The following is a 26,303-nucleotide window of genomic DNA, read 5'->3' on the forward strand; positions in this document are numbered from 1 at the left end:
CACGCGGGGCTGCCCATGCCGGACGGGGTGATCCGAGTGAAGCGACCTACGGAGGAGGATCGTGGTCGGCGGAGTGCAGGATGGTGTGCGCACCGTCTTGGATGTGACGTATGACCGCGGCGGAGGCAACGAAGATCGGATCCGGCAGGGCATCCAGGGGCCAGAACTTCCAGGAAGTGCATCGCTCCGGCTCCCGCACCCACGGGTCTCCCGTGTACTGGAGAACCTCCACGCCGACCTGCATATGGTGGCCGGCTGCGGGGTCGGGATCGGTCACACACATCACACGTGCCGCGAGGGCATGGATTCCGGTCTCCTCGAGCAGCTCCCTGCGTGCGCTGTTGATCAGTGTCTCACCCAGCTCGAGGTGACCACCGGGCAGTCCCCAGGTACCCGCGCCGAAAGTGTTGACCCGCAGGCCCAGTAGGAGGTGATCGTCCCGGCGGACGACAGCTTGAACCCCCACGCGTACGTGCGCCGTCATCGCAGTCTCCTCACAGATCCGTTTTCACCCTACGCTTCGAGCTTGGTCGGAAGTGCGCCGCTCGACGGACGGAGAAGTGTGAACACAGTTGCCTATGACGGCATTTTGGAACCTGGCGCATTCGCGGGAGTGACACTCGTCGGAGTCGACTTCTCCAACCTGTGTCTCGTCGGAGCTGATTTCTCCGGCGCTGTGTGCAAGGACTGCGACTTCTCGGGCAGCGACCTCAGCATGGCCGACTTCACCGGCGCGGATCTGTACCGCTGCACATTTGCTCGAACGGTTCTGTACGGAGCGAAGTTAGGCGACGCCAACCTCACCCGTACCGATTTCGAAGGGGCGTTCATCTACGGTTGGCTGCTCCACGATTCGGCCAACGTCACCTATGCCAACCTCCTGTCCTTCGAACTTGAGTCGCGCCGACGCTCCGTTGCGTTCTCGGGCTTGCCCAGCGAACAAACCATGCGCTTCGGGCAGATCATCCCGGACACCACTCAACTGTGTCATGACGACTACCAGGTCGGGCGGGTCAGATTCACGTTTGCCGACCTCGACCTCCAGGAGGCAGCCCTTCAGCGGGCCCAGATATTCAACCGGCTGAAACAGCTCTACCGAGAGAATCACGACGGTAGGACGGCGCTGCACTGCCACTTCCACGAGCGCTACTTCCTCACGCGTTCCCGTTTCAAGCACAGTGCACTGACCGAGGGACGCCATCGGGACGGTGTCGCCCGCACCTTCACTCATACCGGCTTTTCCTACGCGGCGGAGGTCATCAGCGGCTACGGGGTCCGTCCGTTGCGCATCCTGAGGGTCCTCGCCGCCCTCTTCGCCGTTTTTCTCGTTACCGCATGTCTGGTGACCAGCCTGTCCGACGGGAGCGGAGTGATCCGCCAAGGCGTGGGCGTTACCGCGGGCCCGACATCTCAGGCCGCCGGCCGTCCCGAAGTCGTGCAGGTCACTGAGGACCTCGGACGGCATGGAGCGGACATCGGTCGACTGGTCCAGTTCTCTGCGCTGTCGCTCGTCAATCCTGAACTGAACCAGTTCACGCCCTACGGGGTGATGATCCCCATCACCTTGGTGTACTTCGCGTTGTCGGCATGCCTGCTCGCCCTTCTCTTCTCATCCGTCTTCGTGAGGCTGCTCAGTGAATAGGGCGATCCGGTGCAGATCTCACCGGAAGTGTCTGGCGTTGATCCAACAGAAGCCGCCTGGTTCGGCCGCCCGTGTCCAGGGGGACGGCGCGCAGGTCTGTCACCAGGGTGCGCACCAGGGTGAGGGCGGCCGCGTCATCCCCACGGAGGGGGACGGCCAGGCCCTCCGTGCGCGCGACCCACACTCCTGCCGCACTCAGGTTGAACGCCCTGACCACGTGTGCGCCTGGCAGGCCTCTCAGCCGCCCGCCGTTCGGTAGAGGGTGAAGAGGGCGTCCTCGAAGAGGGGGCTGTAGGAGACGCTGTCGTCCGGGCCGCCGCCGTCCAGGCCGCCCACCAGGCCGATGACCTTGCCGGTCTTGGTCTTCGGGTCGAAGTCGAGCAGCCAGGGGCTGCCGGACGTGCCGTCGTAGTAGCCGCCGCAGTCCATCTGGAGCTGGCGCAGGCCGGAGAGGCGGGAGGTGGCCGTCGTGCAGCTGATCGCCCGGCCCGTCGGGTCGAAGGCCTCGCCGGGGTAGCCGATCACGGTGACCTTGTTGGTCCAGCCGGGTGTCCGGGTGAGGACGTTGGCGCCGGTGATGTCCTCGATGCTCCGGCCCTCGTCGTTCTTCTTCACCCGTGCGAAGGCGAAGTCGTAGTCCGAGCCCGAGCCGGTGTCGTAGTCGTCCCACCGGGGGTCGGTGAAGACCTGGTCGACGGCCCAGGTCCCGTACGGCTGGGTCTTCGCGCCCTTGACGTAGTCGGGGACGAAGACGACGTCCGTGCCCGCCTCGCAGTGCGCGGCGGTCAGCAGGAGGCTGCGGGACGGGCTGTGGACGACGCTCGCCGAGCAGAAGTGGGCCTCGGCCGAATCGTCGACGGAGAAGAGCACGCCGACGGTCGGGATGCCGTTGATGTGCCGGGCGGCGCCGGCCGGGGCGATGGTGGTGCTGACGTTCGCGTTGGGGAGCGGCAGCTCCTCCGGCCCGAACGGAGCGGTCTGCGGCATGGCGTTCGCCATCCGCTCCGGGGTCCAGAACTGGGCCGCGGCCTGGTTCGTCCAGCCCTCCCGGGCGTTCGGCTGCGGGCTGGCCCACGGCGTCCACAGCGCGGCGGCGGTCAGCACGAGAGTGCAGGCCAGGGGCAGGGCGAACCGCTTGACCACGCGATACCCCTCTCCGGGCCGCCCGTAGATCGACTGACCGGGCCAGCGTACTCACGCACGCCGCGAAGAGGCCTTTCGTGATCTTCGATCTTCGTGATTCTTCCGACCGATGAGACACATGGTCCCGGTCGGGCCACCGCACCCCGGGCCGGACGGGCCCTAGCCGCGTTCCAGGATCACCGTTCCCGAGGAGCAGAACCAGCCGCCGGTGCCGGAGGCGACGGCCAGCCGCGGCAGCCGCCCGCCGGACTTGCGCACCTGCCGGTCGCCCGCCTCGCCGCGCAGCTGCCGGACGGCCTCGATGAGCAGGAACAGACCGCGCATCCCGGGGTGGCAGGCGGACAGGCCGCCGCCGTCGGTGTTGACGGGCAGATCGCCGTCGATCGTGAGCCGGCCCTTCTCGACGAAGGCGCCGCCCTCGCCCTTGGCGCAGAAGCCGAGGTCCTCCAGCGTCACCAGCGTCATGTACGTGAAGGCGTCGTAGATCTCGGCGAGGTCGATGTCGGCGGGGGTCACCCCGGCCCGTTCGAAGGCGATCCGGCCCGAGACCGCCGCCGGGGAGACCGTGAAGTCCTCCCACTCGGACATCGTGGTGTGCGAGACCGAGGTGCCCGAGCCGAGGATCCAGACGGGGGTCTTCGCCGTGTCCGGTACGTACTCCTCGGCGGCCAGCAGCACCGCGCCGCCGCCGTCGGAGCGGATGCAGCAGTGCAGCTTGGTGAACGGGTCGGCGATCATCGGCCCGGACAGCACCTCGTCGACGGTGATCGGGGTGCGGTACATCGCGTCGGGGTTGCGGGCGGCGTTGGCGCGGGCCTGTACGGCGACCTCGGCGAGCTGTTCCAGCGTCGTGCCGTACTGGTGCATGTGGCGGCGCGCGGCCATCGCGTACTTGGAGATGAGGGTGTGGCCGTACGGGACCTCGAACTGCAGCGGTCCGCGGGCCCCGAAGGAGAGGTTCGCGGTGCGCCGTTTCGCCTTGATGTCGGCGCGCGCGGTGGAGCCGTAGACGAGCAGGACGGCGTTGGCGTGGCCGGCGGCTATCGCCTCGGCGGCGTGCGCGGCCATGACCTCCCAGGTGGAGCCGCCCACGGCGGTGGAATCCACCCAGGTGGGGCGCAGGCCGAGGTACTCGGCGACCTCGACCGGCGCGAGGATCCCGAGGCCGGCCGAGGCCAGGCCGTCGACGACCGACCGGTCGAGCCCGGAGTCGGCCAGCGCCCGGCGGGCGGCCTGGGCGTGGAGGGCGTACGGGGTGGCCTCGTCGACCCGTCCGCAGTCGGACAGCGCCACGCCGACGACGGCGACCTTGCGAGCAGCAGCAGCCATGAATCTGACGGTACATCAGATGTGAAAGCCCGGAACAGGGGGAGCGGAACAGGGGCCGGAACAGGGGGCCGGAACGGGGATGCGGCGAGGGGGTGGGACGGGTCCGGGCTCAGCGCCTCTTGCGCAGCTGGGCGGCCGCCGAGGACATCTGCGTCAGGGCGACGAGCGCGAGCAGGATGTACAGCACCCGCTGGAAGCCCGAGATGTCGCTCATCCAGAACTGTGCGCTGATCCACAGGACCAGCAGGGCGGCCCAGATCGCGATGTAGACCTTGAGCTGTGTCGTCGACGTGTCCGGTCCGGGGGAGAGGAAGCGCAGCGTGGTGCTGCGCGGGCGATGCGGCTTCGGGCGCGGGGTCTTGCCGTCCTGGCTGGGGTCCTGGCTGGGGTTCTGGCTCATGCCGGACATCATGCCCGGTCGGGAATGGGTGCTCCCCGGCTCTGTGCATCTGGACTGCCGCTCCCTAAGATGACGGACCGTCAGATGAGCCTGTGAGGAGCCCGCCGATGGATGCCGCGTTCACCGAGGAGCAGGACGAGATCCGGCGCACCCTGCGAGAGGTGCTGCAGAAACGCTGCGGGCCGGACGAGGTCAAGGCCGCGGTCGGCACCGCCGCGGGATACGACGAACCCCTGTGGCGCCAGCTCGCCGAACAGCTCGGCCTGCCGGGGCTCGGGCTGCCGACGGAGTACGGCGGCGCCGGCTGCGGGCCGACCGAACTCGTGCTGGCCTGCGAGGAGGCGGGCCGCACGCTGTTGCCGTCGCCCCTGTTCAGCACCGCGGTGCTGGCCGCCCCGCTCATCGCCGACCTCGGCACCGAGCAGCAGCGCGCCGACCTGCTGCCCAGGATCGCCGCCGGCGCCGTGACGGTGGCGCTCGCGCTGCCGGGCGGACTCGGTACGGCCCTGGGCCTGACCGGCCCGAACGACGGCAGCTGGGCGGGCGGCGGCCGCGCCGGCGGCATCCAGGCCCGTCAGGAGCCGGACGGGGCCGGCTGGCGGCTCTACGGGCAGGCCGACCAGGTGCTCGGCGGGCACAGCGCCGGCCTGCTGCTCGTCGCCGCCCACGCGGGCGGCTACGCGGCCGCCCGCACCCGGCTCTTCCTCGTCGACGGCGACGCGGCCGGCGTCGTACGCACCCGCCTCACCGCGCTCGACGAGACCCGCCCCGAGGCCCGCATCGAGCTGCGCGACGTCGCCGCCGTGCCGCTCGGCGGCGACGAGGCGGCCGACCCGGGGCCCGCGCTCGCCCGGGCAGGTGAACTCGCCGCCGCCGCGCTCGCCGCGGAGGCGGTCGGCGCCGCGGACCAGGCGCTCGCCTCAACCGTGGAGTACGTGCAGGTCAGGGAGCAGTTCGGACGTCCCGTCGGCTCCTTCCAGGCCGTCAAGCACCGGCTCGCCGACCTCTACGTCCAGGTCCAGGCGGCGCGCTCCGCCGCCTACTACGCCGCCTGGGCGGCCGCCGCCTCCGAGGGCGACCTGCCGGTCGCCGGGCCGCTCGCGCTCGCACAGGCGCTGGAGGCGCTGCGGTCCGTCGCGGGTGAGGCGATCCAGCTGCACGGCGGCGTCGGCTTCACCTGGGAGCACCACGCGCACCTGTACTTCAAGCGCGCCGCGTCCGACGAGCTGCTCTTCGGCCCCGTGCACCTGCTGCGCGCCCGCGCCGCCGACCGGGCGGGGCTCTTCGGCCCGGCGGTCGCGACGGCTCCTCCGGCGGCTCCCGTGGTTTCGACGGCTCCTCCGGGGATTCCCGCGGCTGAGGCGGCCGCGACGACTCCGACGGCTTCGACCGAGTCGACGGCCGCCGGGAGCGCGGCATGAAGAAGACGCTGATGGAACGTTCGAAGCCACTCGTCCAGAAGGTGTCGTCCACCCGCGGCTTCGCGAAGGTCGCGCCGTACGTCGTCCCGGCCATGGACAAGGTCGTGCACCGGCTGACCAAGGGAAAGGTGCTGCTCAGCGCCCAGATGCTGCCGGGCATCGTCCTGACGGCTACCGGCGCGAAGAGCGGGCAGCCGCGCCGTACGCCGCTGGCGTGCATGCCCGAGGACGGCGGCACGTTCGTCCTCATCGGCAGCAACTTCGGGCGGACCGATCACCCGGCGTGGACCGGCAATCTGATCAGGCATCCGGACGCGGAGATCAGCTGGAAGGGGAAGGACCTGCTCGTCGTCGCCCGGCTCCTCGAAGGCCCCGAACGCGAGGCGGCCTGGGCGGCGGTCCTGAAGTTCTGGCCGCCCTACGCGTCCTACGCGGCGCGGGTGGACCGGCAGATACGGCTCTTCCGTCTCGTGCCGCGCGGCGCGGAACCGGTCGCGGACTGACCACCGACGACGTATCGAGCGATGGCATCCGGGCATCCGGGCATCCGCACGCACGAGAACGCGGGCGCCGTACCGGCTACCTCCCCCGAGGACCGGACGGCGCCCGCGTTGGGCGTGACGTGGCAGGACGGATGGACACGTGAACAGGAGCGCGCCAAGGGCCGCTTGGGGCCTGATGAGTTACTTGACGGGCTTCTTTCCGGTGACGCCGAGATGCACCAGCAGTGCGAGGTTCGGCTTCAACTCGGCCTGTTTGACGCCCCAGCTGGTGAACCCCTTCTGGTGCGAGGCGACGGCGGCCAGCATGGCGACCAGCGAGCCGGCCATGGCGGCCGGGCTGACCTCCTTGTCGACCTTGCCCTTGCTCTGCAGATCCTTGATGGAATCCGTGAGCGAGTTGGTGACGGCGTTGAGGATCTTCATGCGGATCTTGTAGAACCGCTTGTCCCCTTCCGCCGCTCCGAGGTCGACGACGCGCAGAATCGCGTCGTTCTTCCGCCAGAAGGAGAGGAAGCCGTCGACCAGTTCCTCCGCCGCCAGGGCGCCGGACTTGCCGATCCAGGAGCGTCCGGCGACCAGGTCGGTGAGGCTCGCTCCTTCCTTGGCCATTTCCTCGGCGAGTTCGAGGACCGCGCCCTCGACGTCGGGGAAGTACTGGTAGAACGTTGCGGGGGAGGTGCCCGCCATCCGGGCCACGTCAATGACCTTGACGTCCCGGTACGGCGAGGTGCTGAGCATCTCGCCGAGGCAGTCGAGCAGCTTCTGCCGCGTCGCCTGACCTCGACGACCGGCAACACGGCCGTCGACGGTGCGAACTTGTCCTGTCATGCCGTCAGTTTACCGGCGGGTGATCAGCGCGCGATTCGGCCTCGTGCAAATGGGTTCGACCGGTTTCCGGGTGCGGTCCCGACTGCGTCGGGTGCGGTCCGGACTGCGTCGGGTGCGGTGCCGACCGCGTCGGGTGCGGTGCGGGGGTGTTTGCCCGTCAGGCTTTGCCCGGGCTCCGGCCGGACGCTCCCGGGCCTGCGCCGGACCTTCCCGGGTCTGCACCGGACATTCCGGGGCCCACGCCGGACAACTGGCCGTCAGACCTGTCGGCGGCTCGGTCGCCGGCTCAGTCGCCGGCGCCGGCCCCGCCGCTTCGGGACGCCTCCGGTCCGCCATTCGAGCGAATCATCTTATCAACAGCCTGTGGATAACTTCTGTGGGCAGAGCCCTTCGGAGCTCAAGAAGGGAGCATATGTTCGAATAGTGTCGGAAGGGCCGTATTCGCCGGCCTCGGCGCGACGCGGACGGCCCGCGACACGCCGTCCCGACTTCTTCATCGGTCGGGATGAGTCGGGTCGAAGCCGGCCGGGCTCAGGTCCCCCCGTGGATCGGTCGACGGCCCGCCCCGCGGCGTCCGGGCCCGGGTTTTGCCTGGTTCCGGCCCGGTTCGGGCCCGGTCCCGCGTCCCTTCCGGCTCCGGTCAGCCGTCGGTTCACACCGGTCAGCACCCGGGGTCCGTACCGACAGAATCGACAGATGTCGTGTCGTTACGCCCCCGGGTTCGCAACTGGACCCTTCGCCAGGAAGAATCAGCTTCCATATGGGGAACACCCCACGGGGAGGGACGGGCACCGGTGGAGCAGCTGACGCAGCACGACCCGCGACGGATCGGCCCTTTCGAGGTGCTGGCCCGGCTCGGTGCCGGCGGCATGGGGCTGGTCTATCTCGCCAGGTCGGCCTCGGGCCGCCGGGTCGCGATCAAGACGGTGCGCGCCGAGCTCGCCGAGGACCAACTGTTCCGGGTCCGGTTCAGCCGTGAGGTCGAGGCGGCACGCGCGGTCAGCGGCTTCTACACGGCCGCCGTCGTGGACGCGGACGCGCGCGCGGCCGTGCCCTGGCTGGCCACCGCGTACGTCCCCGCCCCCTCCCTCGAAGAGATCATCAACGAGGCCGGGCCGATGCCCGCCCAGGCCGTCCGCTGGCTCGCCGCCGGCGTCGCCGAGGCGCTCCAGTCCATCCACGGCGCGGGGCTCGTGCACCGTGACATGAAGCCGTCCAACGTCCTGGTCGTCGAGGACGGGCCCCGGGTGATCGACTTCGGTATCGCCAGCGGGGTGTCCAACACCCGGCTGACCATGACGAACGTCGCCGTCGGCACCCCCGCCTACATGTCGCCCGAGCAGGCTCGCGACTCGCGCAGCGTGCGCGGCGCCAGCGACGTGTTCTCGCTCGGCTCGACGCTGGTGTTCGCCGCGACGGGGCACGCCCCCTTCCATGGCGCGAACCCCGTCGAGACGGTCTTCATGCTGCTCCGCGAAGGCCCCGACCTGGCGGGTCTGCCCAGCGAGCTGCGGCCCCTCATCGAGTCCTGCATGCGGATGGAAGCCGACCAGCGGCCCACGCCCGCGGAGCTCCAGGCCCAGCTCGCCCCGCATCTGTTCTCCACCGGCAGTGACGACACCGGTACGGCGTCCGCGTGGCTGCCGCCCGGGGCGGTCGCGCTGATAGAGCAGCGCCGCAGCGGCCGGCCGGCCGTCGCCGTCAACGCCAGCACCGCACCGCCGCGGCTGCCTCCCCCGCCGCCGTCCGAGCCGCCGCGCACCCCCGACCCGGAACCGGTCGGGCACGGCCGGCACGGCGTGGGCGGCCGACAGGGCCCCGGCGGCCCCGGTGGGCTGAACGGTCCTGGTGGTTTCAACGGTCCCGGCGCGCTGAACAACGGCCCCGGCGGTCCGCATCAGGGCGGTCTGAACGCGCCGGTCGGCGGGCGTGGTGGTGCCGTGGCCGAGCCGCACACCCACGGGCCCGTCCGGCTGGCCGGTTCGGCCCCGATAGGGCCTGGCCTGCGCGTCGCGGACGCCGACCACAAGGTGCGGCCGCCGGACGGCGCCCCCGGTACGGACTGGGTGCGCCGCGGTGGCTCCCACCGGGCCAACGGGCCCGGCGCGCTCCCCGTGCAGCAGCCCCAGCCGCCGGCCCCGCCGGGGGAGTGGCGGCCCTGGCGCTTCCGCATGTCCAACGACGTGTGGGGCACGCCCGTCGTCTCCGACGGCCGCCTGTACGTCACCTCCTTCGAGGTGCACGCGCTCGACATCGCCAGCGGGCGGCGGCAGTTCAAGACCCGTGACGTCGCCTGGACGATGGCCGTCGCCGACGGCCGCATCCACGCCTCCGACGGACCGAGCCTCTACGCCCTCGACACGGCCGACGGCGGCGACCTCTGGCGCACCGGCGTCGAGGGCTGGATCTACTCGCTGCACGCCGAACGCGGCACGGTCGTCACTGGCACGCGGGGCGGCGGCGTCCAGGCCTGGGACGCCGACCGCGGTCTGCTGCGCTGGGAGCGCGGCGGCGCGCAGACCGAATTCGAGTCCCCCGAGTCGGGGCCCTCGATCGCCGCCGGCACCGTCTACTTCCAGGGCGGCGGCCGCTTCTACGCCATCGACGCCGGGTCCGGCGCCGAGCGCTGGTCCTACCCGGTCGGTGCGACCGGCGTCCCCGGCGCCACCGGCAGCGTCCCGACGCGGCCGGTCGTGGCCGACGGCATCGTCTACGTCACCGCGGGCACCCGGGTCCTCGCCCTCGACGCCAGGTCCGGGGCGGAGCGCTGGCGCTTCGACGCCCCCGCCGTCATGTTCGGGCCGCCGGCCCACGTGCCGGGCGCCGGCGCGGCGGGCGGTGGCATCTACATCGCCGACCACCTCGGCACCGTCTACGCCCTCGACCCGCACAGCGGCCGCGACCGCTGGCGCGTCGCCACCGAGCCCCGGCAGTCCCTCGAACCGGTGCTCGTCGCCGGCGGCGACGTGCTGCTGGGCGCCGGCAGCGCGCTCTACACGCTCGACGCCGTCACCGGCAATCCGAAGTGGCGCTTCGCCGCCCAGGGCGAGATCGTCGGATCACCGGTCGTCGCGGACGGACGCGTCCACTTCGGCTCGAAGGACCACTGCCTGTACACGGTGGACGCCGGGGGCGGCCAGCTGCGCTGGAAGCTCGAAACGGGCGGCGAGATCACGGGGTCGCCGGTGGCGGCGGACGGGGTCGTGTACGCGTGCAGCAAGGATCGGTGTGTGTATGCGCTGGACGCGGTGAAGGGGACGGGGGCCGCGGCGCGGCGGCCTTAGGGTCTGTCGTCTGCGGTGGGGGAAAGTCCGCAGGAGGCGGACCGCTAGTCCGGACGTTCCGGTGTCGGACGGTGCTCCGGCGGGATCCACGTCGCTGTCCGGGTGTCCTCGGGCTCGGTCCCCGACGGTTCCGGGGGGGTCTCGGGTGGGGCCGGCCAGGTCGCTGTCCGGGTGTCGTCGGGCTCGGTCCAGGCTGGTTCGGGGGTGGTCTCGGGCGGGGGCCAGGTGGGGGGAGCGGTCACGGTGTCGATGGGGTGGGGCGAGGGGCTGCCGTAGTGGCGGTGGCGGCGGCCGGACATCGTGGCGGCGCCGATCAGGAGCAGGGCTCCGCCGCCGAGGGCGTTCGCGACACCGATGCCGAGGCCGTCGCCGCCCGCGGTGAGGGAGCCGGCGGCCATTCCCTGGCGGACCATCCACAGGATGGTGAAGCCGAGGACCAGGACGCCGGAGAAGGCGACGAGGAGCCGGGAGCGCAGCAGGATCCCCAGGAGGGTGATCAGGGTGGCGAAGAGCATGGGGAGGAACAGGGAGCCCATGACGGCGGCCCGGTCCGTGGTGATCCCGTTGAAGAGGTCTTCGATGCGGATCTCGGAGCCGTGACGGCCGTCGTACCAGGCACGGAAGGGGCTCCAGACGGCGGCCGCCGCTCCGAGGAGGGCGATGAGGGACCCGAAGACGTTGCGGATCATCGTGCGTCGTCCAATCTCGGCGCCCCCGTATGCCCCACGCTATGCCGGGCGGCGTGAGCTCGCCACGCGGGGCAGACTCTGGCCCATGGACACCGGGAAGCTGCGCGCGTGGTGGTCGCACTGTCAGGGGCTGGACGGGGTGGCGGCTGGTTCGGCGGCCGGGACGCTGGGGCGTACCGGGTGGGCGCGGTCCGTGGGTGGGTCCGGGCCGTATCTGGGGCTGTACGCGCGGGCCGGGCTGTCGCGGGAGGCGGTGGACGCGGCGGTGGCGCGGCTGGAGGTCCATGAGCTGCCGTCGGTGCGGGGATGTACGTATGTGCTGCCGGCCGCCGACTTCGCGCTGGGGCTGCGGCTGGGCGCGGGGGCGCCCGAGGGTGAGCTGGCGGCGGCGGTGAAGCACCTGGGGGTGACCGGCGCGGAGATCGAGGGGCTGTGCGAGGCGGTCACGGGCGTGCTGGGGGAGCGGCCGCTCGATCCGGCCGCGATCAAGGCCGCGACCGGTGACGCCGTCCGCGGACTGGGCGAGGCGGGGAAGAAGCGCGGGACGGCGACGACGCTGCCGCTGGCGCTCGGGCTGCTGCAGGCCCGCGGTGCGATCCGCCGGGTGCCGGTGAACGGGCGGCTGGACCAGCAGCGGTACGGGTATGTGGCGTGGGGCCTGGACCTGGGGGAGTGGACGGCGGAGTCGGCGCGGGCCGAGCTGGCCCGGCGTTACTTCGGGTGGGCCGGGCCGGCGTCGATGGTGCACTTCCGGTGGTTCTCCGGTTTCACGGCCACCGCCGCCAAGGCCGCGGTGGCCGGGCTCGGTCTGCGGCCCGTCGACGGTACGGATCTGCTGTGGACGGAGGCGACGGCGGCGGAGTACGCGCGGTTCACCGCGCCGGAGGAGCCCTCGTACGCGCTGGTCGCGGGCATCGACGGGATCCATCTGCTGCACCGCGACTTCGGGCGGCTGCTCGATCCGGCGGACGCGCAGCGCCCGGAGCTCACCGGACCGAAGGCGCTGGGCGCCCTGTCGGACTCGCCCGCGCACATGATCGTGGACCGGGGGCGGCTGGTCGGGCTGTGGGAGTTCGACACGGCGGCGCAGGAGATCGTCCGGCAGACGTGGGTGGCGCCGGACGCGGAACTGCGGGCGGCCGTCGCGTCGGCGGAGGCCTTCGTCCGGGATCAGTTGGGCGACGCCCGCAGCTTCAGTCTGGATTCGCCGAAGAGCCGGGCGCCGCGGATCGCGGCGCTCCGGTCGGGGCGATGAGGCTGCTAGCCTGACGCGCTCCTGCCAACCACTGGGGATGGTCAGCCTTGCAGCTCCGCCAACTGCGCCTTGTCGCGGTACTCGCCGTCGTCGTTCTTTCGCTCACCGGTTTCAGCGGGAGCAAGAGCAAAAGCAAGAGTCACAGCAAGGGGGGCGGTTGCAGCAGCAGTCACAGCGGCAGCAGTTCGTCGAGCTCGAATTCCGGCTCCAGCTCCAGCGCGGGCTCCACTTCCGGCTCCAGTTCGGGTTCCACTTCCGATTCCTCGACGTACAGCCCTCGACCGCAGTCCACCAGCACCTACCACCGGAGCACCAGCTCACCGACGTCCTCCGGTTCGGCCGGTCCGACGGCGCTGCCGGCCGCGATCGACCAGGTGTCCGTCGTGCAGTGCCACAGCTCCGGCGCCGCGCGGCCCACGTCCCAGCTGCGGATCGACAACGGCCGGGGCCCCAAGTCGTACTACTTCACCGCCGTGGTGCGGCTGAAGAACGCCCAGGGCGTGCAGATCGGCAGCTCCACCCTGGCCCGCACCCTGGTGAAGGCCCGCTCGGCGAAGACGGTCGACGTCACCGGGACGCTGGACTCGGGCGTCGCGAGCGGGGAATGGACCGACTGCGCCGTCGCGAGCGCCACCCGCAGCTGAGCTGCTGGGTCCGTGACGGTCAGCGCACCCGGAACTCCCCGCTGCGCGACGTGAACAGCCCCGCCTGACGTTCCGGCGGCAGGTTCCCGAGCGCGATGAGGTGCGGGGCCTGCGCCAGCGCGTGCGCGCGGGCCGCCTCGCGGGCGGACCAGACGGCGCGGACCGTGCCCTGGACCGCCTCCGTCGGGTAGGAGGCGATGACGGCGGCGGCGCGCAGGGCCGCGTCGAGCAGCTCGTCCGCCGGGACGACCTCCGACACGAGACCGGTCTCGTAGGCCCGTCGCGCGCCGATCCGCTCCGCGGTGCCCATCAGCGACATCCGCATCACCTCGCCGTACGGCATGCGCTGCGCCATGAGGACGGACTCGTAGGCGCTGACCATGCCGTACGTCGTGTGCGGGTCGAAGAAGGTGGCGTGCTCGGCGGCGATGACGAACTCGGCCTCGCCGAGGAGGTAGAACGCGCCGCCGCAGGCCATGCCGTTGACGGCCGCGACGACCGGCTTCCACAGGTCGTTGGACTTGGGGCCGAGGCGCAGCAGCGGATCGTCGATGGAGTACGGGGACGGCGGCTGCGGGACGTCGACGGAGCGGTCGATCCCGGTGCAGAAGGCCTTGTCGCCGGCGCCGGTGAGGACGATGGCGCGGACGTCGTCGGTCATCCGGAACTCCCGCCACAGGGCGGTGAGTTCGGTGACGGTGTCGAGGTCGATCGCGTTGTGGCGCCGCGGGCGGTCCAGGGTGACGACGGCGACGCCGTCCTTCGACGTACAGGTGACGCTCATGGCCGCTCCAGCAGCCAGCGCGGCACGGTGACGCCGTCCGCCATCGCGTGGAAGGCGACCTTCACCCCGGCGCCGATGCGGAGTCTCGACGGATCGACGGAGCCGAGCGGGGCGTCGGCCGACGTGACGAGGTTGCCGACCAGGCGGATCCGCGGGGCGTCCAGCAGCTCCACGACGATGGCGTTGTACGGCGCCTGTTCGGCGTAGGCGGGCAGCAGCGGCGGATGCGGGAAGACGTACGACCAGATGCGGCCGCGGCCGCTCATCCGCCGCCACTCGCTGTCGAAGGACTGGCAGTGCGGGCAGCAGGGGCGCGGCGGGAAGCGCAGGACGCCGCAGGCGGCGCACGCCTGGACGCGCAGCTCGCCGCGGCGCGCGTACTCCCAGAAGGGCGCGCCGTCGTCGTCGGGTACGGGCAGCAGCAGTCCGTCGCCGGTCGTGGCGTGGGCGGGCTCGGCGGACCGGGCGGGTTCGGTGGGCAGGGCGGTCATGGCGGTCAGCTCCTCAGCTTCGCAGCAGCAGCGCGGATGTCGGTACGCCCTCGCCCGCCGTGACCAGGCAGGTCGCGGCGTCGGGGACCTGGGCGGTGGAGTCGCCGCGCAGTTGCTTGACGCCCTCGTTGATGAGGTTGAAGCCATGGACGTATGCCTCGCTGAGACCGCCGCCGCCCGTGTTGATGGGGAGCCTGCCGCCGATCTCCAGGGCGCCGCCCTCGGTGAACGCGGCGCCCTCGCCGCGTCCGCAGAAGCCGTAGCCCTCCAGGGAGAGCGGGATGAGCGGGGTGAACGCGTCGTAGATCTGGGCGACGTCCACGTCCTCGGGGGTGAGGTCGGAGTTCTTCCACAGATGGCGTGCGGTGGCCCAGGACGGACCGGTCAGCGGGTCGTCGTTCCAGTAGTTGACCATGCCGTGGTGCTGGGCGGGCAGGCCCTGGGCGGCGGAGTGCACATAGACGGGCTTGCGGCGGCAGTCGCGGGCGCGCTCGGCGCTGACGACGACGCAGGCCAGCGCCCCGTCGGTCTCCAGGCAGTTGTCGAAGAGGCAGAGCGGTTCACTGATCCAGCGGGACGTCATGTACATCTCGCGGGTCAGCGGGCGCTCGTACATCATCGCGGCGGGGTTCTGGTTGGCGCGGTTGCGGCAGGCGAGGGCGACGTTGAACAGATGGTCGCGGGTCGCGCCGAACTCGTGCATGTAGCGGCGGGCGAGCATTCCGATCTCGTCGGCGGGGCGCAGCAGCCCGAAGGGGCGGGTCCACTGGCCGGGGGTGGGGAGCTGGACCGCGGTGTTGGTCCAGGGGCGCTTGCCGCTGCCGCGTTTGCGGGACCGCCAGGCCACGCCGACGGTCGCCTGACCGGTGGCGACGGCCGCCGCGAGGTGCGCCACGGTAGCGCAGGAGCCGCCGCCGCCGTACCCGACCTTGGAGAAGAAGGTGACGTCCCCGGCGCCGATGGACTTCGCCACCTCGACCTCGTCGGTCTCCTCCATCGTGTAGGAGGCGAAGCCGTCGACCTCGGCGGGTGCTATCCCGGCGTCGTCGAGTGCGGCGATGATCGCGCGGCAGGCCAGGGTGCGTTCGGACTCCACAAGGTTCTTGGCGAACGGGGTCTGGCCTATTCCCACGATCGCTGTCGCGTCCTTCAGGGCACCGCTCACGGACACCTCCCGGCATGGTCATCACTGCTGACAGCAAGTCAGGGTACCGCTAATCTGACGGGTAGTCAGGTAGTGGTGGGCCAGAGGTGACCCGGGATTTCCGGTAGCGGTGGTCAGACAGTCGGCAAGCCCGTTGAGGGGAGCATCATGCGCGGTGACCTGGACTGGGGCAGCATCCCGGGGCTGGTACGAGCGGCGGTACGACAGTACGGCGACCACGAGGCCGTCGTCGACGGCCGGACCCGCATCAGCTACGCGGAGCTGGGCGAGCGCGTCGAGCGGGCCGCCGCCGCAACGATCGCGGCCGGCGTCGAGGCCGGCGACCGGGTCGCCATCTGGGCGCCCAACACGCTCGACTGGATCGTCGCGGCGCTCGGCGCCGTGTCCGCGGGCGGTGTCCTCGTCCCCCTCAACACCCGCTTCAAGGGCACCGAGGCGGCCTATGTCCTGGAACGGACCCGCGCCAAACTGCTCTTCGTCACCGGCACCTTCCTCGGCACGTCCTACGTGGCCTCGCTGCGCCGCGCCGACGCCGAACTGCCGCACCTGCGCGAGGTCGTCGTGCTCTCCGACACCGCTCCCGAGGGGTACCGCACCTGGCGGGACTTCCTGGCGGGCGGCGAGACGGTCTCCCGCGAGGCGGTACGCCGCCGGGCGGACTCGCTGCGCCCCGACGACCCCTCGGACATCACGTTCACCTCCGGGACCACGGGCCACCCCAAGGGCGCGGTCATCAGCCACGCCCAGACGCTGCGCGTCTACAGCGTCTGGAGCGAACTGGCCGGCCTGACCGAGGGCGACCGCTACCTGATCATCAACCCGTTCTTCCACACCTTCGGCTACAAGGCGGGCATCATCGCCTGCCTCATGCGCGGCGCCACGATGGTGCCCCAGCCCGTCTTCAACGTCGACACCGCGCTCGCCAACATCGCCGCCGAACGCATCAGCGTCCTCCCCGGCCCGCCCACCCTCCACCAGTCGATCCTCGACCACCCGGCCCGCGCCCAGCACGACCTGAGCGCGCTGCGCCTCGTCGTGACCGGAGCCGCCGTCGTCCCGCTCGAACTCGTCGAACGGCTGCGCTCCGAGCTGAAGATCGCCACCGTCCTGACGGCGTACGGCCTCACCGAGGCCAGCGGCACGGTCACGATGTGCCGCCAGGGCGACCCCGCCGAAGTCATCGCCTCCACGTCGGGCCGTGCCATCCCCGACACCGAGGTACGCGTCCTGTCCGCGGGGCCCGGCGAACCCGGCGAGGTCCTGGTCCGCGGCTACCACGTCATGCGCGGCTATTTCGAGGACCCCGACGAGACCGACCGCGCGATCGACGCCGACGGCTGGCTGCACACCGGCGACGTCGGCGTCATGGACGCCGACGGCAACCTGCGCATCACCGACCGCATCAAGGACATGTTCATCGTCGGCGGCTTCAACGCCTACCCCGCCGAGATAGAACAGGCCCTGCGCCACCACCCCGACGTCACGGACGCCGCCGTCATCGGCATCCCCGACCCCCGCCTCGGCGAGGTGGGCAAGGCCTACGTCGTCCGCCGCCCCGGCTCCACCCTCTCCGCCGACGACCTCATCGCCTGGTCCCGCCGCGAAATGGCCAACTACAAGGTCCCGAGGGAAGTGACCTTCCTGACGGAACTGCCGCGCAACGCGAGCGGCAAGGTGATGAAGGCGGAGCTGCGAGGGGCGGCGCGGACGCCGCCCGCGTAGCCGGGCAAAAGTGCCTGTTCCTCGAAGCCCTCGCAGGTCTAAGCTCTGCGGATGGCCTTGGAATGGGAACAGGTAATCGTTCACTCGCTGGACCCGGCGGCCCTGGGACAGTGGTGGGCCGACGCCCTCGGCTGGGTTGTCGTCCACTCCTCCGACGACGAGTTCGAGATCCGCCCGGCACCGGATCGCCTGCCCGGACTGGACTTCGTCCGGATCGATGAGCTCAAGCAGTCCAAGAGCCGACTGCACCTCGACTTCCGCCCCGACGACCAGGCCGCCGAGGTGGCCCGCCTGGAGGCGCACGGTGCCCGGCGCGTCGACATCGGCCAGGGCGAGCAGGCATGGGTCGTCCTGGCGGACCCCGAGGGCAACGAGTTCTGCATCCTGGGCCAGCGGCGTCAGTAGGCCTCAGACCCGGCGTTCCGGATTCCGGCCCATTCGGTTCAGGAGCCGGTTCTGCCGCGACGCTTCCTGCGGGAGGGTCTCCCCGGGCGCGGCGAAGAAGCGGTGGGTCGTGTCGGGGGCGGTGGGGGATTCGGCCAGGCCGGCGTAGACCTCTTCCAGGCGGTCGTCGATCCAGGCGACCAGGCCGGTGTCCAGCTTCTCGTCTGCGCCGGTGGCTCGGGCGAGGTCCCAGGTGTGGATGACGCTGTCCGTGGTCCGCACGGCGAGGGCTTGGGCTCCGGTCACCCGGCCCAACGGATAGTCGAGAACCTGGCGCAGTGCGCCCGGCCGGGCGAACGCGGTGGCGCACTGCTGGACGGACCGGGTGTACGCCCCGAGCGGATCGGCGCCGAGTGCGTCGGCGCCCCGCAGGTGGAGGAAGTCCGCGCCGGTGCCGCCGTCCAGCAGGCCCACGTAGCTGAGGTTGCCCCGCGTCATGTGGTTGGTCAGGAGGCGTACGTCCCACTCCGTGCAGGGAGTCGGCCACGCCCACTGCTCGGCCCGCACCGCCCGCAGCACCCGTTCGAACCCGGCCCCGGCCAGGACGAACCGTTCCATGAGTCCTTCGAAAGCATCGACCATGCCCCTCAGCCTGCCCGCTGCCGGCGGCCGGGGCCGGCGGGCATCGGACGTCGTGCAGGCGGGCTCAGCTCAGCGGGCTCTTCACCTGCGTCGAGACCGGTACGGTGAAATCGTCGAGACCGCTCCTACCGGAGGTATGCGATGACCGAGCAGCCCGTCGGCCCGTACGGGCCGTTGATCGCGATGCCGGAGTTGACGCCCGACGCCCTTCGGGCTGCGGTTGCGAAGATCGCACCCAGCAGGATCCCCGCCCTGATCCAGCATCTCTTCGAAGCCACCACCAACGCGCAGGCCACCAGCAGCCTCGCTCCGCTGCGGGCTTTCGTCCATTCATGGGCCGTGTTCGTCGCCATTGAACGCCATCCGGAACGCGCTGCTCGTCTCCGGGAGCTGGAGCGGATCGTGGATGAGGGCCAGCAGGATCCGACCGAGGCGATTGCTGAGATCCGGGCCATCCGTGAGACGGCGGAGACGGAAGCCGGCCTGTGAACGGCTGGACCTGGGACTGGAACCCGAGCGAAGCGCAGGTGGCTCAGGGACTGCCGCCCGGCGTGGTCGCGGAGGTCGAACGGTTGGCCGCTGAGCTCGCTGCCCTGGGGCACGATGCCATCAAGGTCGGGCGACCGGAGGACCGAGAAGGCGGGCTTCGGGAGTTCGACATCCTCAGCGGGCGTGGCTTCTTCTCCTTCCTCGCTGTCCCGCGCCACGAGGCGATCTCCATCTGCTCGATCACCTGGTACGAGTGATCGGACGTCGGCCGCTTCATGCGACGGCAGGGCGCCCCTGCCCCCGCGCAGGAAGAGAGACCGGCCACGGCGCCCCCTCCACGCCATGGTCGGTCTCTCGCGTTCCCCCTGTGCGGTCCCGTGCGTTCCGCTGAGTCCCCCCGGACTCTGGATTCGTGCCGGGTCCCCCCGGACCCGTTCACCTGTGGGCTCCCCCGAGCCCCGTGCACTCCTGGGTTCCCCCGAACCCCTGAGCTTCCCCCGTGCGGTCCCCCCGGACCGTGGGCTCCCCCGAGCCCGTTCGCTCGTGAGCTCCCCCGAGCTCCTGAGCGTTCCCCCGTCTTTCCCCCGTGCTTCCCCCCGGTCACCCCTGGCGCTCCCCCGAGCGGGCGGGGCCTGTTGGGTGGCCTCCTACTTGAGGGGCTCCGAGTCGCTGTGCCAGTTGTCGGGCTTGGTCTCGGTGCCGCCGTCGGCGAGCAGTACGTCGGGGATGGGCTCCGTGGTGCTGTCGCTGTGCCAGTTGTCCGGCTTGACGGTGCCGCCGTCGTTCTTTGGCTTTGGCGTCTCGGTGGTCATATGGACTCCCCAGGTTTTGTCGGTCCTGTGTTGCACCCACCCGGTGGCGACCCCCGTGCGCCACCAGGTGGGTAGCTCGTGCAATGAATGGAATCCTGGCATCCCGAGATAATCAACAGATAAACGAGCGCGTTGCTCGGGGTGACCTGCGATTATATGGCGACGGCGGGGGACGATCGGTCGTCGATGAGCCGGCGCACCTCGTCCGCCTCCGGGGAACCGAGCGCGGTGAAGATGCTCAGGGCGTCGTGCCAGCACGCGCGGGCGCGTACGGTCTGCCCGAATCCGGCGAGGGCCCGGCCGAGTACGGTCAGGGCGTTCGCGGTGCGCCATTCGCCGCCGACCTCGCGGAGGATGACGAGGGCCTGCTCGGCGTGGGACGCGGACTGGCGCCACTGGCCGTCCGCCAGGTGCACCTTGGAGAGCCGGAAGAGCGTCATGCCTTCCCAGAACCGCTGCCGTGCTTCGCGGAAGATGCCCAGGCCCTCGGTCAGGCAGGCCGATGCCTCGTTGAGGCGGCGGGTCGCGGTGAGGGCGATGGCCATGGCGTAGAGGCCGTTGCCGAGCCGGAAGCCGACGCCCAGTTGACGGTAGATCGAGACGGCCTGCTCGGCGGTGGAGACGGCCGCCTCCGTTTCGCCCAGTTCCAGCTGGGCGCGGGAGAGGTTGCTGAGCGCGGCGGCCTCTCCGTGCCGGTTGCCGTCCTCGCGGAACGCCTCCAGGGCGTTCATGTGGTACTCGGCGCACTCGGCGAACCGAAGCGCCTGCAGGGCGACACTGCCGCGCAGGTTGGGCGCGTAGCTGCAGGTCAGCGGGTCCTCGGAGGCGAGGCCCAGGATCAGGGAGCGCTGGGCCTCGTTGTCCGCCCCCGCGAACTGCCCGAAGAGCCGGTGGAGTTGGCCGAGGAGCACGCGAGCGCGTCCTTCCACGAGCGGTTCCGCGCAGTCGCCGGCCGTGGTGATGAGGGCCCGCACACCCTGCTCGTACTGCCGGGCGTACACGCCCGACTCCATCAGGTCCTGGGCCGCCCACAGCAGGTCGACCGCCCGCCGCATCGGGCCCTCGCAGCCGCCTCCCGCGGTCTGCTGCACGGCGGCGAGCAGGCCCTGGGCCTCGGAGAAGAGCCATTCCAGGGCCTCTTCGCGGGTGCCGAAGGCCAGGCCGGTCCTTTCGGTGGGGGCGAGGTGGTCCAGGACGCGGTCGCCGGGGTTCTCCAGCTCGTACGCGCACGCGGCGGAGGAGAGGTAGAAGTCGAGCAGCCGGGACAGCGCGCGGCAGCGGGCCTCGTCGGTCTCGTCGCGGTCGGCGCACTCGCGGGCGTAGAGCCGCAGCAGGTCGTGGAAGCGGTAGCGGGCCGGGGCGGCGGACTCGATGAGGCTGATGTCGACGAGGGCTTCGAGCAGTTCCTCGGTCGAGTACGGGTCCATGTCGAGGACGGCGGCGGCCGCGTCCAGCGAGATGTCCGGGCCGTCGGGCAGCGACAGCAGGCGGAACGCGCGGGCCTGGAGCGGCTCGAGCTGGCCGTAGCCGAGTTCGAAGGTGGCCTTGACGGCCAGGTCGCCGGCGCGCAGTTCGTCGAGGCGGCGGCGCTGGTCGGCGAGCTTGCGGGCCAGGACGGCGACGGTCCAGGTGCGGCGCGCGGCCAGCCGGGAGGCGGCGATGCGGATGGCGAGCGGCAGGAAACCGCAGGCGGCGACGACGTCGAGGGCGGACTGGCGCTCGCTGGTGACACGCTCCTCGCCGACGATCCGGGTGAAGAGCTGCAGCGCCTCCTCGGGGCTCATCACGTCCAGGTCGACGAGGTGGGCGCCCGCGAGGTCGACCATCCGGACCCGGCTGGTGATCAGCGCGGCGCAGCCGGGCGTACCGGGCAGCAGCGGCCGGACCTGGGCGGCGTCGTGCGCGTTGTCGAGCAGCGCCAGCACCCGGCGGCCGTCGAGGGTGGAGCGGTAGAGCGCGGCGCGGTCCGCGAGCGAATCGGGGATCGCGTTGTCGGACAGGCCCAGCGCCCGCAGGAACGAGCCGAGGACGGCTTCGGGTTCCGCGGGCCTGGCGTCGGTGCCCTGCAGATCGACGTAGAGCTGCCCGTCGGGGAAGGCCTCGCGGGCGGCGTGGGCGACATGGACGGCGAGGGTGGTCTTGCCGACGCCGCCGATGCCGGCCAGCGCGGAGACGGCCATGACGCCCTTGTCGGCCTCGGTGAGCTGGGCGCCGAGCTCCCGGACGAAGGCGGCGCGGCCGGTGAAGTCGGAGACGGTCGCGGGGAGCTGGGCCGGCCGGACCACCTCGGCGGTGTGCGCGCCGGGCCCGGCGGGGGCGGCCAGGCCCGGATCGGCCTCCAGGATCCGCTGGTGGAGTTCGCTGAGCTCGGCGCAGGGGTCGACGCCCAGCTCGTCGGCGAGCAGCCGGCGGGTGTCCGCGTACACACCGAGCGCCTCGGCCTGCCGCCCGCTGCGGTAGAGCGCGAGCATCAGCAGGCAGCGCAGCCGTTCGCGCAGCGGCTGCTCGGCGGAGAGCGCGGTCAGTTCGGAGACGGCCTCGGCGTGCGCGGCCAGCTCCAGGTCCAGTTCCAGGCGGGTCTCGGTGACGGTGAGCCGCCACTCCTCCAGCCGGTTGCGCTGGGCCTCCGCGTACGGGCCCGGCAGCCCGGCCAACGGCTCGCCGTTCCACATGGCCAGCGCCGTCGCGAGCAACTCGCGGGCCCGCACCGGGTCGCCCGCGCCCCGGGCCTTCTCGGCCTCGGCGGCGAGCCGCTCCGCCGCGGCGAAGTCCAGCCCGTCGGGCGCCACGTGCAGGGCGTAGCCACCGGATTCGGTGACGAGCGCGTCGGCGCCGAGCGCCTTGCGCAGCCGGAACGCGTACGAGCGCAGTGCGGCCAGCGCGGTGGTCGGTGCGGTCTCGCCCCACAGGGCGTCGAGGAGTTCGGATGCGGTCGCGGTCCGGCCGCCGCGCAGCAGCAACGCGGCCAGGAGCGCGCGCTGCTGCGGGGAACCGGTGACGATCGGCTGGTCGTCGCGCCATGCCCGTACCGGACCGAGAACTGCGAACCGCAGTCCCCGGCCGGGCCCTGTCGCGCTGTCCATGCTGCCCCCTGAGGCGTGCCGGCCGATGCGGTGTCAATCGGCACGACGCGCGTATATCTATCGTTCATCGCGTACCGGAACAGTGTCCGCATGACGGGTGGGGCCGATCGCTCAGCCCCCCGTCCCGTGCCAGTTTGCCGTGTCGGAGGGCCGGGGTCACCCCGTGCTAGGGCCCGACCCGGCGTTACGGGGAAAGTTGTGCTGAATTTGAGGTTCCGTCTGTGTCTGCCCGCGGCTTGTGCTGTGTGAATTTCGGTGGTGCCGGTGTGTTTCCTGGTGCGAGGGAGGTGAGAGGTCAGTCATGTGTTCACAATGCGTACCGATGGCGGTGACAAGAGGCGGCTCCGGATCCGGTTCCGGGACCGGATCCGGTTCGGGAAGCGGTTCAGGACCGGGTTCGGGGTCAGGGTCGGGTTCCGGCCATGGTCCGGGGTCCGGATCTCGCCCCCGGAGCGGAGCCAGGGGCCTGGCGGCCGTCGACCGCCTGCCCGGACCGTGGTTGCGGCGACGGGCCGCGTGGGCACCGCAGTCGGTGCCGGCGCTGCCGTTCCCCGACGGCGCCACGGCGGGCACCGCCGGTTGCAGCTACCGGGAGTTGGACCGCCGGGCACGGGCGGTGGCCGCCCGCCTCGGGCAGTTGCTGCCGCCCGGCAGCCGGGTCCTGCTCGCCTACCCCGAAGGGGCCGATCTCGCGGGGGCGTTCTTCGGCTGCCTCTACGCGGGGATGACGGCGGTGCCGCTCGTGCTGCCCGCGCCGGGCGTGACGTCGGCGGTGGCCCGCTGCGTCGAGCGCTGCGCGCCGGCCGCGGTACTGACGGGCGGCGACGGCTGGACCGCGCTGGCGGTGGACCGGTCCCGTACGCAGGTGGTGGAGGCGGACGGCACCCTCGTCGGCGGTGAGCCGGTGTGGAGCCTGGCCGAGAGCTGGCGCCCGGTGGGCGTCCTGCGCACCGCGCCGGGCTACCAGCGCTACCTGGACGACGGTCCGGCGGGCGGCCGGCTGGAGCCGGCGATGGGGCACGGGGATCTGGCGGACGTGGTGGCGGAGCTGGCGCAGGCGGTGCGGCTGGGGACGGAGGAGGAGAACGTGGGGTGGATCGCGGCGGTGCACGGGGTCGAGGACGCGGTGTGGCGGATTCTGCTGCCGACGCACGTTTCTCTGTAGCGCGCGGGTGGGCCGGGAACAGAAGGCCGTTCACGTAGCTGACGGATCGTCAGATGGGCGCTACCGTGGTGGCCATGGAGACCTTCCCGAAGATCATCTCGGTGGACGACCACACGGTTGAGCCCCCCAACGTCTGGCGGGACCGGCTCCCGTCCAAGTACCACGACATCGGCCCGCGCGTGGTCCGCGCCCCCCTGAAGGAAATGACCTTCATGGGGGGCAAGTTCGCCCCCGTCATGGGGCAGCCGGGTGACGACGGGCCGATCGGCGACTGGTGGATCTACGAGGATCTGCACCGCCCGCTGACCCGCCTCGACACCGCCGTCGGGTACTCCCGCGACGAGATCAAGCTCGAGGTGATCACCTACGAGCAGATGCGTCCCGGTTCCTTCAGCGTGCCCGAGCGGCTGGTCGACATGGACGTCAACCACGTCCAGTCCGCGCTCTGCTTCCCGACCTTCCCGCGGTTCTGCGGCCAGACGTTCACCGAGGCCAAGGACCGGGAGCTCGGGCTGCTCGGAGTGCGGGCGTACAACGACTGGATGGTGGAGGAGTGGTGCGGCCCCGAGGCGCACGGGCGCCTCATACCGCTCACCCTCGTCCCGCTCTGGGACGCGGAGCTGGCGGCGGCCGAGGTGCGCAGGAACGCGGCGCGCGGGGTGCGGGCCGTCTGCTTCTCGGAGATCCCGCCGCACCTGGGGCTGCCCTCCATCCACACCGACGAGTGGGACCCGTTCCTGCGGGCCTGCGACGAGACCGGCACCGTCATCGCGATGCACATCGGCTCGTCCAGCAAGATGCCCTCCACCTCGGCGGACGCGCCGCCCGCGGTCGGTTCGACGATCACCTTCGCCAACTGCTGCTTCTCGATGGTCGACTGGCTGATGTCGGGCAAGTTCGAGCGCTTCCCGAACCTCAAGATCATGTACGCGGAGGGCCAGATCGGCTGGATCCCGTACATCCTGGAGCGCGCGAACGTCGTCTGGGAGGAGAACCGGGCCTGGGGCGGGGTGGCGGACAAGGTGTTCCGGCCGCCGTCCGAGCTCTTCGCCGAGCATGTCTACGGCTGCTTCTTCGACGACGCCTTCGGCCTGAAGAACCTCGACGCCATCGGCGTGGCCAACGTGCTCTACGAGACGGACTACCCGCACTCCGACTCGACGTGGCCCAAGTCGAAGGAGGTCGGCGAGGCGCAGATGGGGCACCTGGCCCCGGACGTCGTCGACCGCATCGTCCGCGGCAACGCCATTTCCCTGCTGGGGCTCACGGACGACGGCCTGTGGGCCGGGCCGGGAGCGTAGCACCGGCCGTGGCCTGACCCCCGCGGGGGTCCGGCCGTGGCCTGACCCCCGCGGCGCTGAACCCGGTCGCACCCCTTGTCTGATGGGTCGTCAGCTATCACGATGGACCCCGTCGTAATACTTGACGGTCCGTCAGATAAGAGGGAGTTCCCATGGTGCGGATCCTGCCCGAGGGGCGGCTGGTGTACGGGATGCAACTCCCCATCCAGTCGCAGAGCACCATCTATGCCGAGCCCTGGGAGGCGGATGCCACCCCGGGGGACCTCGCCGCGATAGCCCGCACCGCCGACCGCGCCGGCTTCTTCTACATCGCGAGCTGTGACCACGTGGCCATCCCCCACCGCCTCGCCGGGCCCATGAGCACCATCTGGTACGACCCGGTCGCCACCCTCTCCTTCCTCGCGGGGGTCACCACCCGCGTCCGGCTGATGAGCCATGTCGCCGTCGTCGGGCTGCGCCATCCGCTGATCACCGCCAAGCAGTACGCGACCCTCGACCATCTCAGCGGGGGCCGGCTGATCCTCGGGGTCGGGGCCGGTCACGTGCAGGAGGAGTTCGACGCGGTGGGTGCGGACTTCGCGCGGCGGGGGCCCGTTCTCGACGAGACCATCGACGCGCTGAAGGCGGCGCTGGGGCCCGAGGAGTTCCCCGAGCACCACGGGGAGCTCTTCGATTTCGGCGGGCTCGGGCAGCGGCCCCGGCCGGCCCAGGAGCACGTTCCGGTCTGGGTGGGCGGATCGTCGCCCGCCGCCGTTCGCAGGGCTGCGGTGAAGGCCGACGGATGGCTGCCGCAGGGCGACCCCCGGGACCGGATCCCTGAGCAGATCGCGAAGCTCAGGGAATTGCGGGAGCGGGCCGGCATCGAGGAGCCGATCGAGATCGGCGCGATCGCCGAGCCGCTGCACATCGGCGAGCCCACCTGGAACGTCGGGCGGCGCACGCTGCACGGCAAGCCGGACGCGCTCGCCGAGAGTCTGCGCGAGTACCGCGCGATGGGTGTGGGCCAGATCCAGGTGCGGTTCCGGAGCCGCAGCCGGGACGAGCTGATCGAGCAGATGGAGGCGTTCGGTACGGACGTCGCCCCGCTCCTCAACGACTGAACGGCACGACCGGCCGAACAACGTGAG

26 protein-coding genes are annotated in these 26,303 nt (G+C 71.4%); 13 read left to right on the top strand and 13 right to left on the bottom strand.

Annotated features, from left to right (window positions below; genetic code table 11):
• Positions 1–46 precede the first annotated feature (46 nt).
• Entirely contained in the window at positions 47–484 is a 438-nt protein-coding gene (locus LNW73_RS18930) for a nucleotide triphosphate diphosphatase NUDT15 (RefSeq protein WP_250990712.1), read from the bottom strand.
• Positions 485–562: 78 nt separating this feature from the next.
• Here LNW73_RS18930 and LNW73_RS18935 point away from each other — a divergent pair, with 78 nt between their 5' ends.
• Entirely contained in the window at positions 563–1,642 is a 1,080-nt protein-coding gene (locus LNW73_RS18935; protein ID WP_250990713.1) for a pentapeptide repeat-containing protein, read from the top strand.
• Positions 1,643–1,879: 237 nt separating this feature from the next.
• Here LNW73_RS18935 and LNW73_RS18940 read toward each other — a convergent pair whose 3' ends face one another.
• The 3 genes from LNW73_RS18940 to LNW73_RS18950 form a co-directional block, all read right to left on the bottom strand.
• The gene (locus LNW73_RS18940) at positions 1,880–2,785 is read right to left on the bottom strand and encodes a trypsin-like serine peptidase (RefSeq protein ID WP_250976356.1); all 906 of its coding nucleotides are present in this window, start codon (positions 2,783–2,785) and stop codon (positions 1,880–1,882) included.
• Between the two features lie 159 nt (positions 2,786–2,944).
• Positions 2,945–4,114, bottom strand: coding sequence for an acetyl-CoA acetyltransferase (locus LNW73_RS18945; RefSeq protein ID WP_250990714.1), 1,170 nt, complete (start codon positions 4,112–4,114; stop codon positions 2,945–2,947).
• 109 nt (positions 4,115–4,223) lie between these two features.
• A complete protein-coding gene (locus LNW73_RS18950) occupies positions 4,224–4,514 on the bottom strand; it encodes a hypothetical protein (protein WP_250990715.1) in 291 nt (96 codons plus the stop codon).
• A gap of 107 nt (positions 4,515–4,621) precedes the next feature.
• Between LNW73_RS18950 and LNW73_RS18955 the strand changes: the two genes are divergently transcribed.
• Positions 4,622–5,935 carry an acyl-CoA dehydrogenase family protein gene (locus LNW73_RS18955; RefSeq protein ID WP_250990716.1) on the top strand — a complete coding sequence of 438 codons (1,314 nt, stop codon included), beginning with the start codon at positions 4,622–4,624 and terminating at the stop codon, positions 5,933–5,935.
• Positions 5,932–6,438, top strand: coding sequence for a nitroreductase family deazaflavin-dependent oxidoreductase (locus LNW73_RS18960; protein ID WP_250990717.1), 507 nt, complete (start codon positions 5,932–5,934; stop codon positions 6,436–6,438). The genes LNW73_RS18955 and LNW73_RS18960 overlap by 4 nt, the downstream gene beginning before the upstream one ends.
• Before the next feature lie 180 nt (positions 6,439–6,618).
• On the opposite strand, the gene LNW73_RS18965 is transcribed toward LNW73_RS18960, so the two are convergent.
• Positions 6,619–7,266: a TetR family transcriptional regulator gene (locus LNW73_RS18965; RefSeq protein WP_138353567.1), complete on the bottom strand. Its 648-nt coding sequence runs from the start codon at positions 7,264–7,266 to the stop codon at positions 6,619–6,621.
• Between the two features lie 794 nt (positions 7,267–8,060).
• Here LNW73_RS18965 and LNW73_RS18970 point away from each other — a divergent pair.
• Positions 8,061–10,550 carry a serine/threonine-protein kinase gene (locus tag LNW73_RS18970; RefSeq protein WP_250990718.1) on the top strand — a complete coding sequence of 830 codons (2,490 nt, stop codon included), beginning with the start codon at positions 8,061–8,063 and terminating at the stop codon, positions 10,548–10,550.
• A gap of 44 nt (positions 10,551–10,594) precedes the next feature.
• Here the strand turns inward: LNW73_RS18970 and LNW73_RS18975 are convergent, their stop codons facing one another.
• A complete protein-coding gene (locus LNW73_RS18975) occupies positions 10,595–11,239 on the bottom strand; it encodes a hypothetical protein (RefSeq protein WP_250980493.1) in 645 nt (214 codons plus the stop codon).
• 85 nt (positions 11,240–11,324) lie between these two features.
• Here LNW73_RS18975 and LNW73_RS18980 point away from each other — a divergent pair, with 85 nt between their 5' ends.
• Complete coding sequence (locus LNW73_RS18980; protein ID WP_250990719.1) at positions 11,325–12,494, top strand: DNA glycosylase AlkZ-like family protein; 1,170 nt, start codon at positions 11,325–11,327, stop codon at positions 12,492–12,494.
• Positions 12,495–12,663: 169 nt separating this feature from the next.
• Here the strand turns inward: LNW73_RS18980 and LNW73_RS36025 are convergent, their stop codons facing one another.
• A complete protein-coding gene (locus LNW73_RS36025) occupies positions 12,664–12,786 on the bottom strand; it encodes a hypothetical protein (RefSeq protein ID WP_285369611.1) in 123 nt (40 codons plus the stop codon).
• Between the two features lie 91 nt (positions 12,787–12,877).
• On the opposite strand from LNW73_RS36025, the gene LNW73_RS18985 reads away from it, so the two are divergent.
• Positions 12,878–13,138, top strand: a complete 261-nt coding sequence (locus LNW73_RS18985; RefSeq protein ID WP_250990720.1) for a hypothetical protein — start codon at positions 12,878–12,880, stop codon at positions 13,136–13,138.
• A 19-nt stretch (positions 13,139–13,157) separates the two neighbouring features.
• Here LNW73_RS18985 and LNW73_RS18990 read toward each other — a convergent pair whose 3' ends face one another.
• Genes LNW73_RS18990 through LNW73_RS19000 form a run of 3 tightly spaced genes read right to left on the bottom strand, consistent with a single transcriptional unit; the run spans position 13,158 to position 15,578 of the window.
• Positions 13,158–13,922 carry an enoyl-CoA hydratase/isomerase family protein gene (locus LNW73_RS18990; RefSeq protein ID WP_250976348.1) on the bottom strand — a complete coding sequence of 255 codons (765 nt, stop codon included), beginning with the start codon at positions 13,920–13,922 and terminating at the stop codon, positions 13,158–13,160.
• Entirely contained in the window at positions 13,919–14,413 is a 495-nt protein-coding gene (locus LNW73_RS18995; RefSeq protein ID WP_250990721.1) for a Zn-ribbon domain-containing OB-fold protein, read from the bottom strand. Before LNW73_RS18995 ends, LNW73_RS18990 begins: the two co-directional genes overlap by 4 nt.
• 13 nt (positions 14,414–14,426) lie before the next feature.
• Positions 14,427–15,578, bottom strand: a complete 1,152-nt coding sequence (locus LNW73_RS19000) for a lipid-transfer protein (RefSeq protein WP_250990722.1) — start codon at positions 15,576–15,578, stop codon at positions 14,427–14,429.
• A 147-nt stretch (positions 15,579–15,725) separates the two neighbouring features.
• Between LNW73_RS19000 and LNW73_RS19005 the strand changes: the two genes are divergently transcribed.
• A complete protein-coding gene (locus LNW73_RS19005) occupies positions 15,726–17,300 on the top strand; it encodes a FadD3 family acyl-CoA ligase (protein ID WP_250990723.1) in 1,575 nt (524 codons plus the stop codon).
• A gap of 51 nt (positions 17,301–17,351) precedes the next feature.
• Complete coding sequence (locus LNW73_RS19010; RefSeq protein ID WP_250990724.1) at positions 17,352–17,705, top strand: VOC family protein; 354 nt, start codon at positions 17,352–17,354, stop codon at positions 17,703–17,705.
• 3 nt (positions 17,706–17,708) lie between these two features.
• Here the strand turns inward: LNW73_RS19010 and LNW73_RS19015 are convergent, their stop codons facing one another.
• On the bottom strand, positions 17,709–18,326 hold the full coding sequence (locus tag LNW73_RS19015; protein ID WP_250990725.1) for a TIGR03086 family metal-binding protein: 618 nt from the start codon (positions 18,324–18,326) through the stop codon (positions 17,709–17,711).
• A 141-nt stretch (positions 18,327–18,467) separates the two neighbouring features.
• Between LNW73_RS19015 and LNW73_RS19020 the strand changes: the two genes are divergently transcribed.
• Positions 18,468–18,815 (top strand): DUF6247 family protein, encoded by a 348-nt coding sequence (locus LNW73_RS19020; protein ID WP_250990726.1) that lies wholly within the window; start codon positions 18,468–18,470, stop codon positions 18,813–18,815.
• Positions 18,812–19,072, top strand: coding sequence for a hypothetical protein (locus LNW73_RS19025; RefSeq protein ID WP_250990727.1), 261 nt, complete (start codon positions 18,812–18,814; stop codon positions 19,070–19,072). Before LNW73_RS19020 ends, LNW73_RS19025 begins: the two co-directional genes overlap by 4 nt.
• A gap of 390 nt (positions 19,073–19,462) precedes the next feature.
• On the opposite strand, the gene LNW73_RS19030 is transcribed toward LNW73_RS19025, so the two are convergent.
• Both LNW73_RS19030 and LNW73_RS19035 read right to left on the bottom strand, forming a co-directional pair.
• On the bottom strand, positions 19,463–19,627 hold the full coding sequence (locus LNW73_RS19030; RefSeq protein WP_250976339.1) for a hypothetical protein: 165 nt from the start codon (positions 19,625–19,627) through the stop codon (positions 19,463–19,465).
• A gap of 152 nt (positions 19,628–19,779) precedes the next feature.
• Positions 19,780–22,710 (bottom strand): AfsR/SARP family transcriptional regulator, encoded by a 2,931-nt coding sequence (locus tag LNW73_RS19035; RefSeq protein WP_250976338.1) that lies wholly within the window; start codon positions 22,708–22,710, stop codon positions 19,780–19,782.
• A 499-nt stretch (positions 22,711–23,209) separates the two neighbouring features.
• On the opposite strand from LNW73_RS19035, the gene LNW73_RS19040 reads away from it, so the two are divergent.
• From LNW73_RS19040 to LNW73_RS19050, 3 genes are all read left to right on the top strand, one after another.
• Positions 23,210–23,875, top strand: a complete 666-nt coding sequence (locus tag LNW73_RS19040) for an AMP-binding protein (protein WP_250976337.1) — start codon at positions 23,210–23,212, stop codon at positions 23,873–23,875.
• Between the two features lie 74 nt (positions 23,876–23,949).
• Positions 23,950–25,176, top strand: coding sequence for an amidohydrolase family protein (locus tag LNW73_RS19045; RefSeq protein WP_250992966.1), 1,227 nt, complete (start codon positions 23,950–23,952; stop codon positions 25,174–25,176).
• A gap of 152 nt (positions 25,177–25,328) precedes the next feature.
• On the top strand, positions 25,329–26,276 hold the full coding sequence (locus LNW73_RS19050; RefSeq protein ID WP_250976336.1) for an LLM class F420-dependent oxidoreductase: 948 nt from the start codon (positions 25,329–25,331) through the stop codon (positions 26,274–26,276).
• Positions 26,277–26,303 lie beyond the last annotated feature (27 nt).

This window comes from Streptomyces sp. RKAG337, from assembly GCF_023701715.1.
GTDB lineage: Bacteria > Actinomycetota > Actinomycetes > Streptomycetales > Streptomycetaceae > Actinacidiphila.

Coding starts and splice junctions, on each gene's coding strand:
- LNW73_RS18980 (WP_250990719.1), top strand. CDS start 11,325: ATGGACACCGGGAAGCTGCGCGCGTGGTGGTCGCACTGTCAGGGGCTG.
- LNW73_RS19035 (WP_250976338.1), bottom strand. CDS start 22,710: ATGGACAGCGCGACAGGGCCCGGCCGGGGACTGCGGTTCGCAGTTCTC.
- LNW73_RS19050 (WP_250976336.1), top strand. CDS start 25,329: ATGGTGCGGATCCTGCCCGAGGGGCGGCTGGTGTACGGGATGCAACTC.
- LNW73_RS18930 (WP_250990712.1), bottom strand. CDS start 484: ATGACGGCGCACGTACGCGTGGGGGTTCAAGCTGTCGTCCGCCGGGAC.
- LNW73_RS19020 (WP_250990726.1), top strand. CDS start 18,468: ATGACCGAGCAGCCCGTCGGCCCGTACGGGCCGTTGATCGCGATGCCG.
- LNW73_RS19005 (WP_250990723.1), top strand. CDS start 15,726: ATGCGCGGTGACCTGGACTGGGGCAGCATCCCGGGGCTGGTACGAGCG.
- LNW73_RS19010 (WP_250990724.1), top strand. CDS start 17,352: ATGGCCTTGGAATGGGAACAGGTAATCGTTCACTCGCTGGACCCGGCG.
- LNW73_RS18950 (WP_250990715.1), bottom strand. CDS start 4,514: ATGAGCCAGAACCCCAGCCAGGACCCCAGCCAGGACGGCAAGACCCCG.
- LNW73_RS18965 (WP_138353567.1), bottom strand. CDS start 7,266: ATGACAGGACAAGTTCGCACCGTCGACGGCCGTGTTGCCGGTCGTCGA.
- LNW73_RS18975 (WP_250980493.1), bottom strand. CDS start 11,239: ATGATCCGCAACGTCTTCGGGTCCCTCATCGCCCTCCTCGGAGCGGCG.
- LNW73_RS18990 (WP_250976348.1), bottom strand. CDS start 13,922: ATGAGCGTCACCTGTACGTCGAAGGACGGCGTCGCCGTCGTCACCCTG.
- LNW73_RS18995 (WP_250990721.1), bottom strand. CDS start 14,413: ATGACCGCCCTGCCCACCGAACCCGCCCGGTCCGCCGAGCCCGCCCAC.
- LNW73_RS18960 (WP_250990717.1), top strand. CDS start 5,932: ATGAAGAAGACGCTGATGGAACGTTCGAAGCCACTCGTCCAGAAGGTG.
- LNW73_RS19045 (WP_250992966.1), top strand. CDS start 23,950: ATGGAGACCTTCCCGAAGATCATCTCGGTGGACGACCACACGGTTGAG.
- LNW73_RS19030 (WP_250976339.1), bottom strand. CDS start 19,627: ATGACCACCGAGACGCCAAAGCCAAAGAACGACGGCGGCACCGTCAAG.
- LNW73_RS18945 (WP_250990714.1), bottom strand. CDS start 4,114: ATGGCTGCTGCTGCTCGCAAGGTCGCCGTCGTCGGCGTGGCGCTGTCC.
- LNW73_RS18955 (WP_250990716.1), top strand. CDS start 4,622: ATGGATGCCGCGTTCACCGAGGAGCAGGACGAGATCCGGCGCACCCTG.
- LNW73_RS19015 (WP_250990725.1), bottom strand. CDS start 18,326: ATGGTCGATGCTTTCGAAGGACTCATGGAACGGTTCGTCCTGGCCGGG.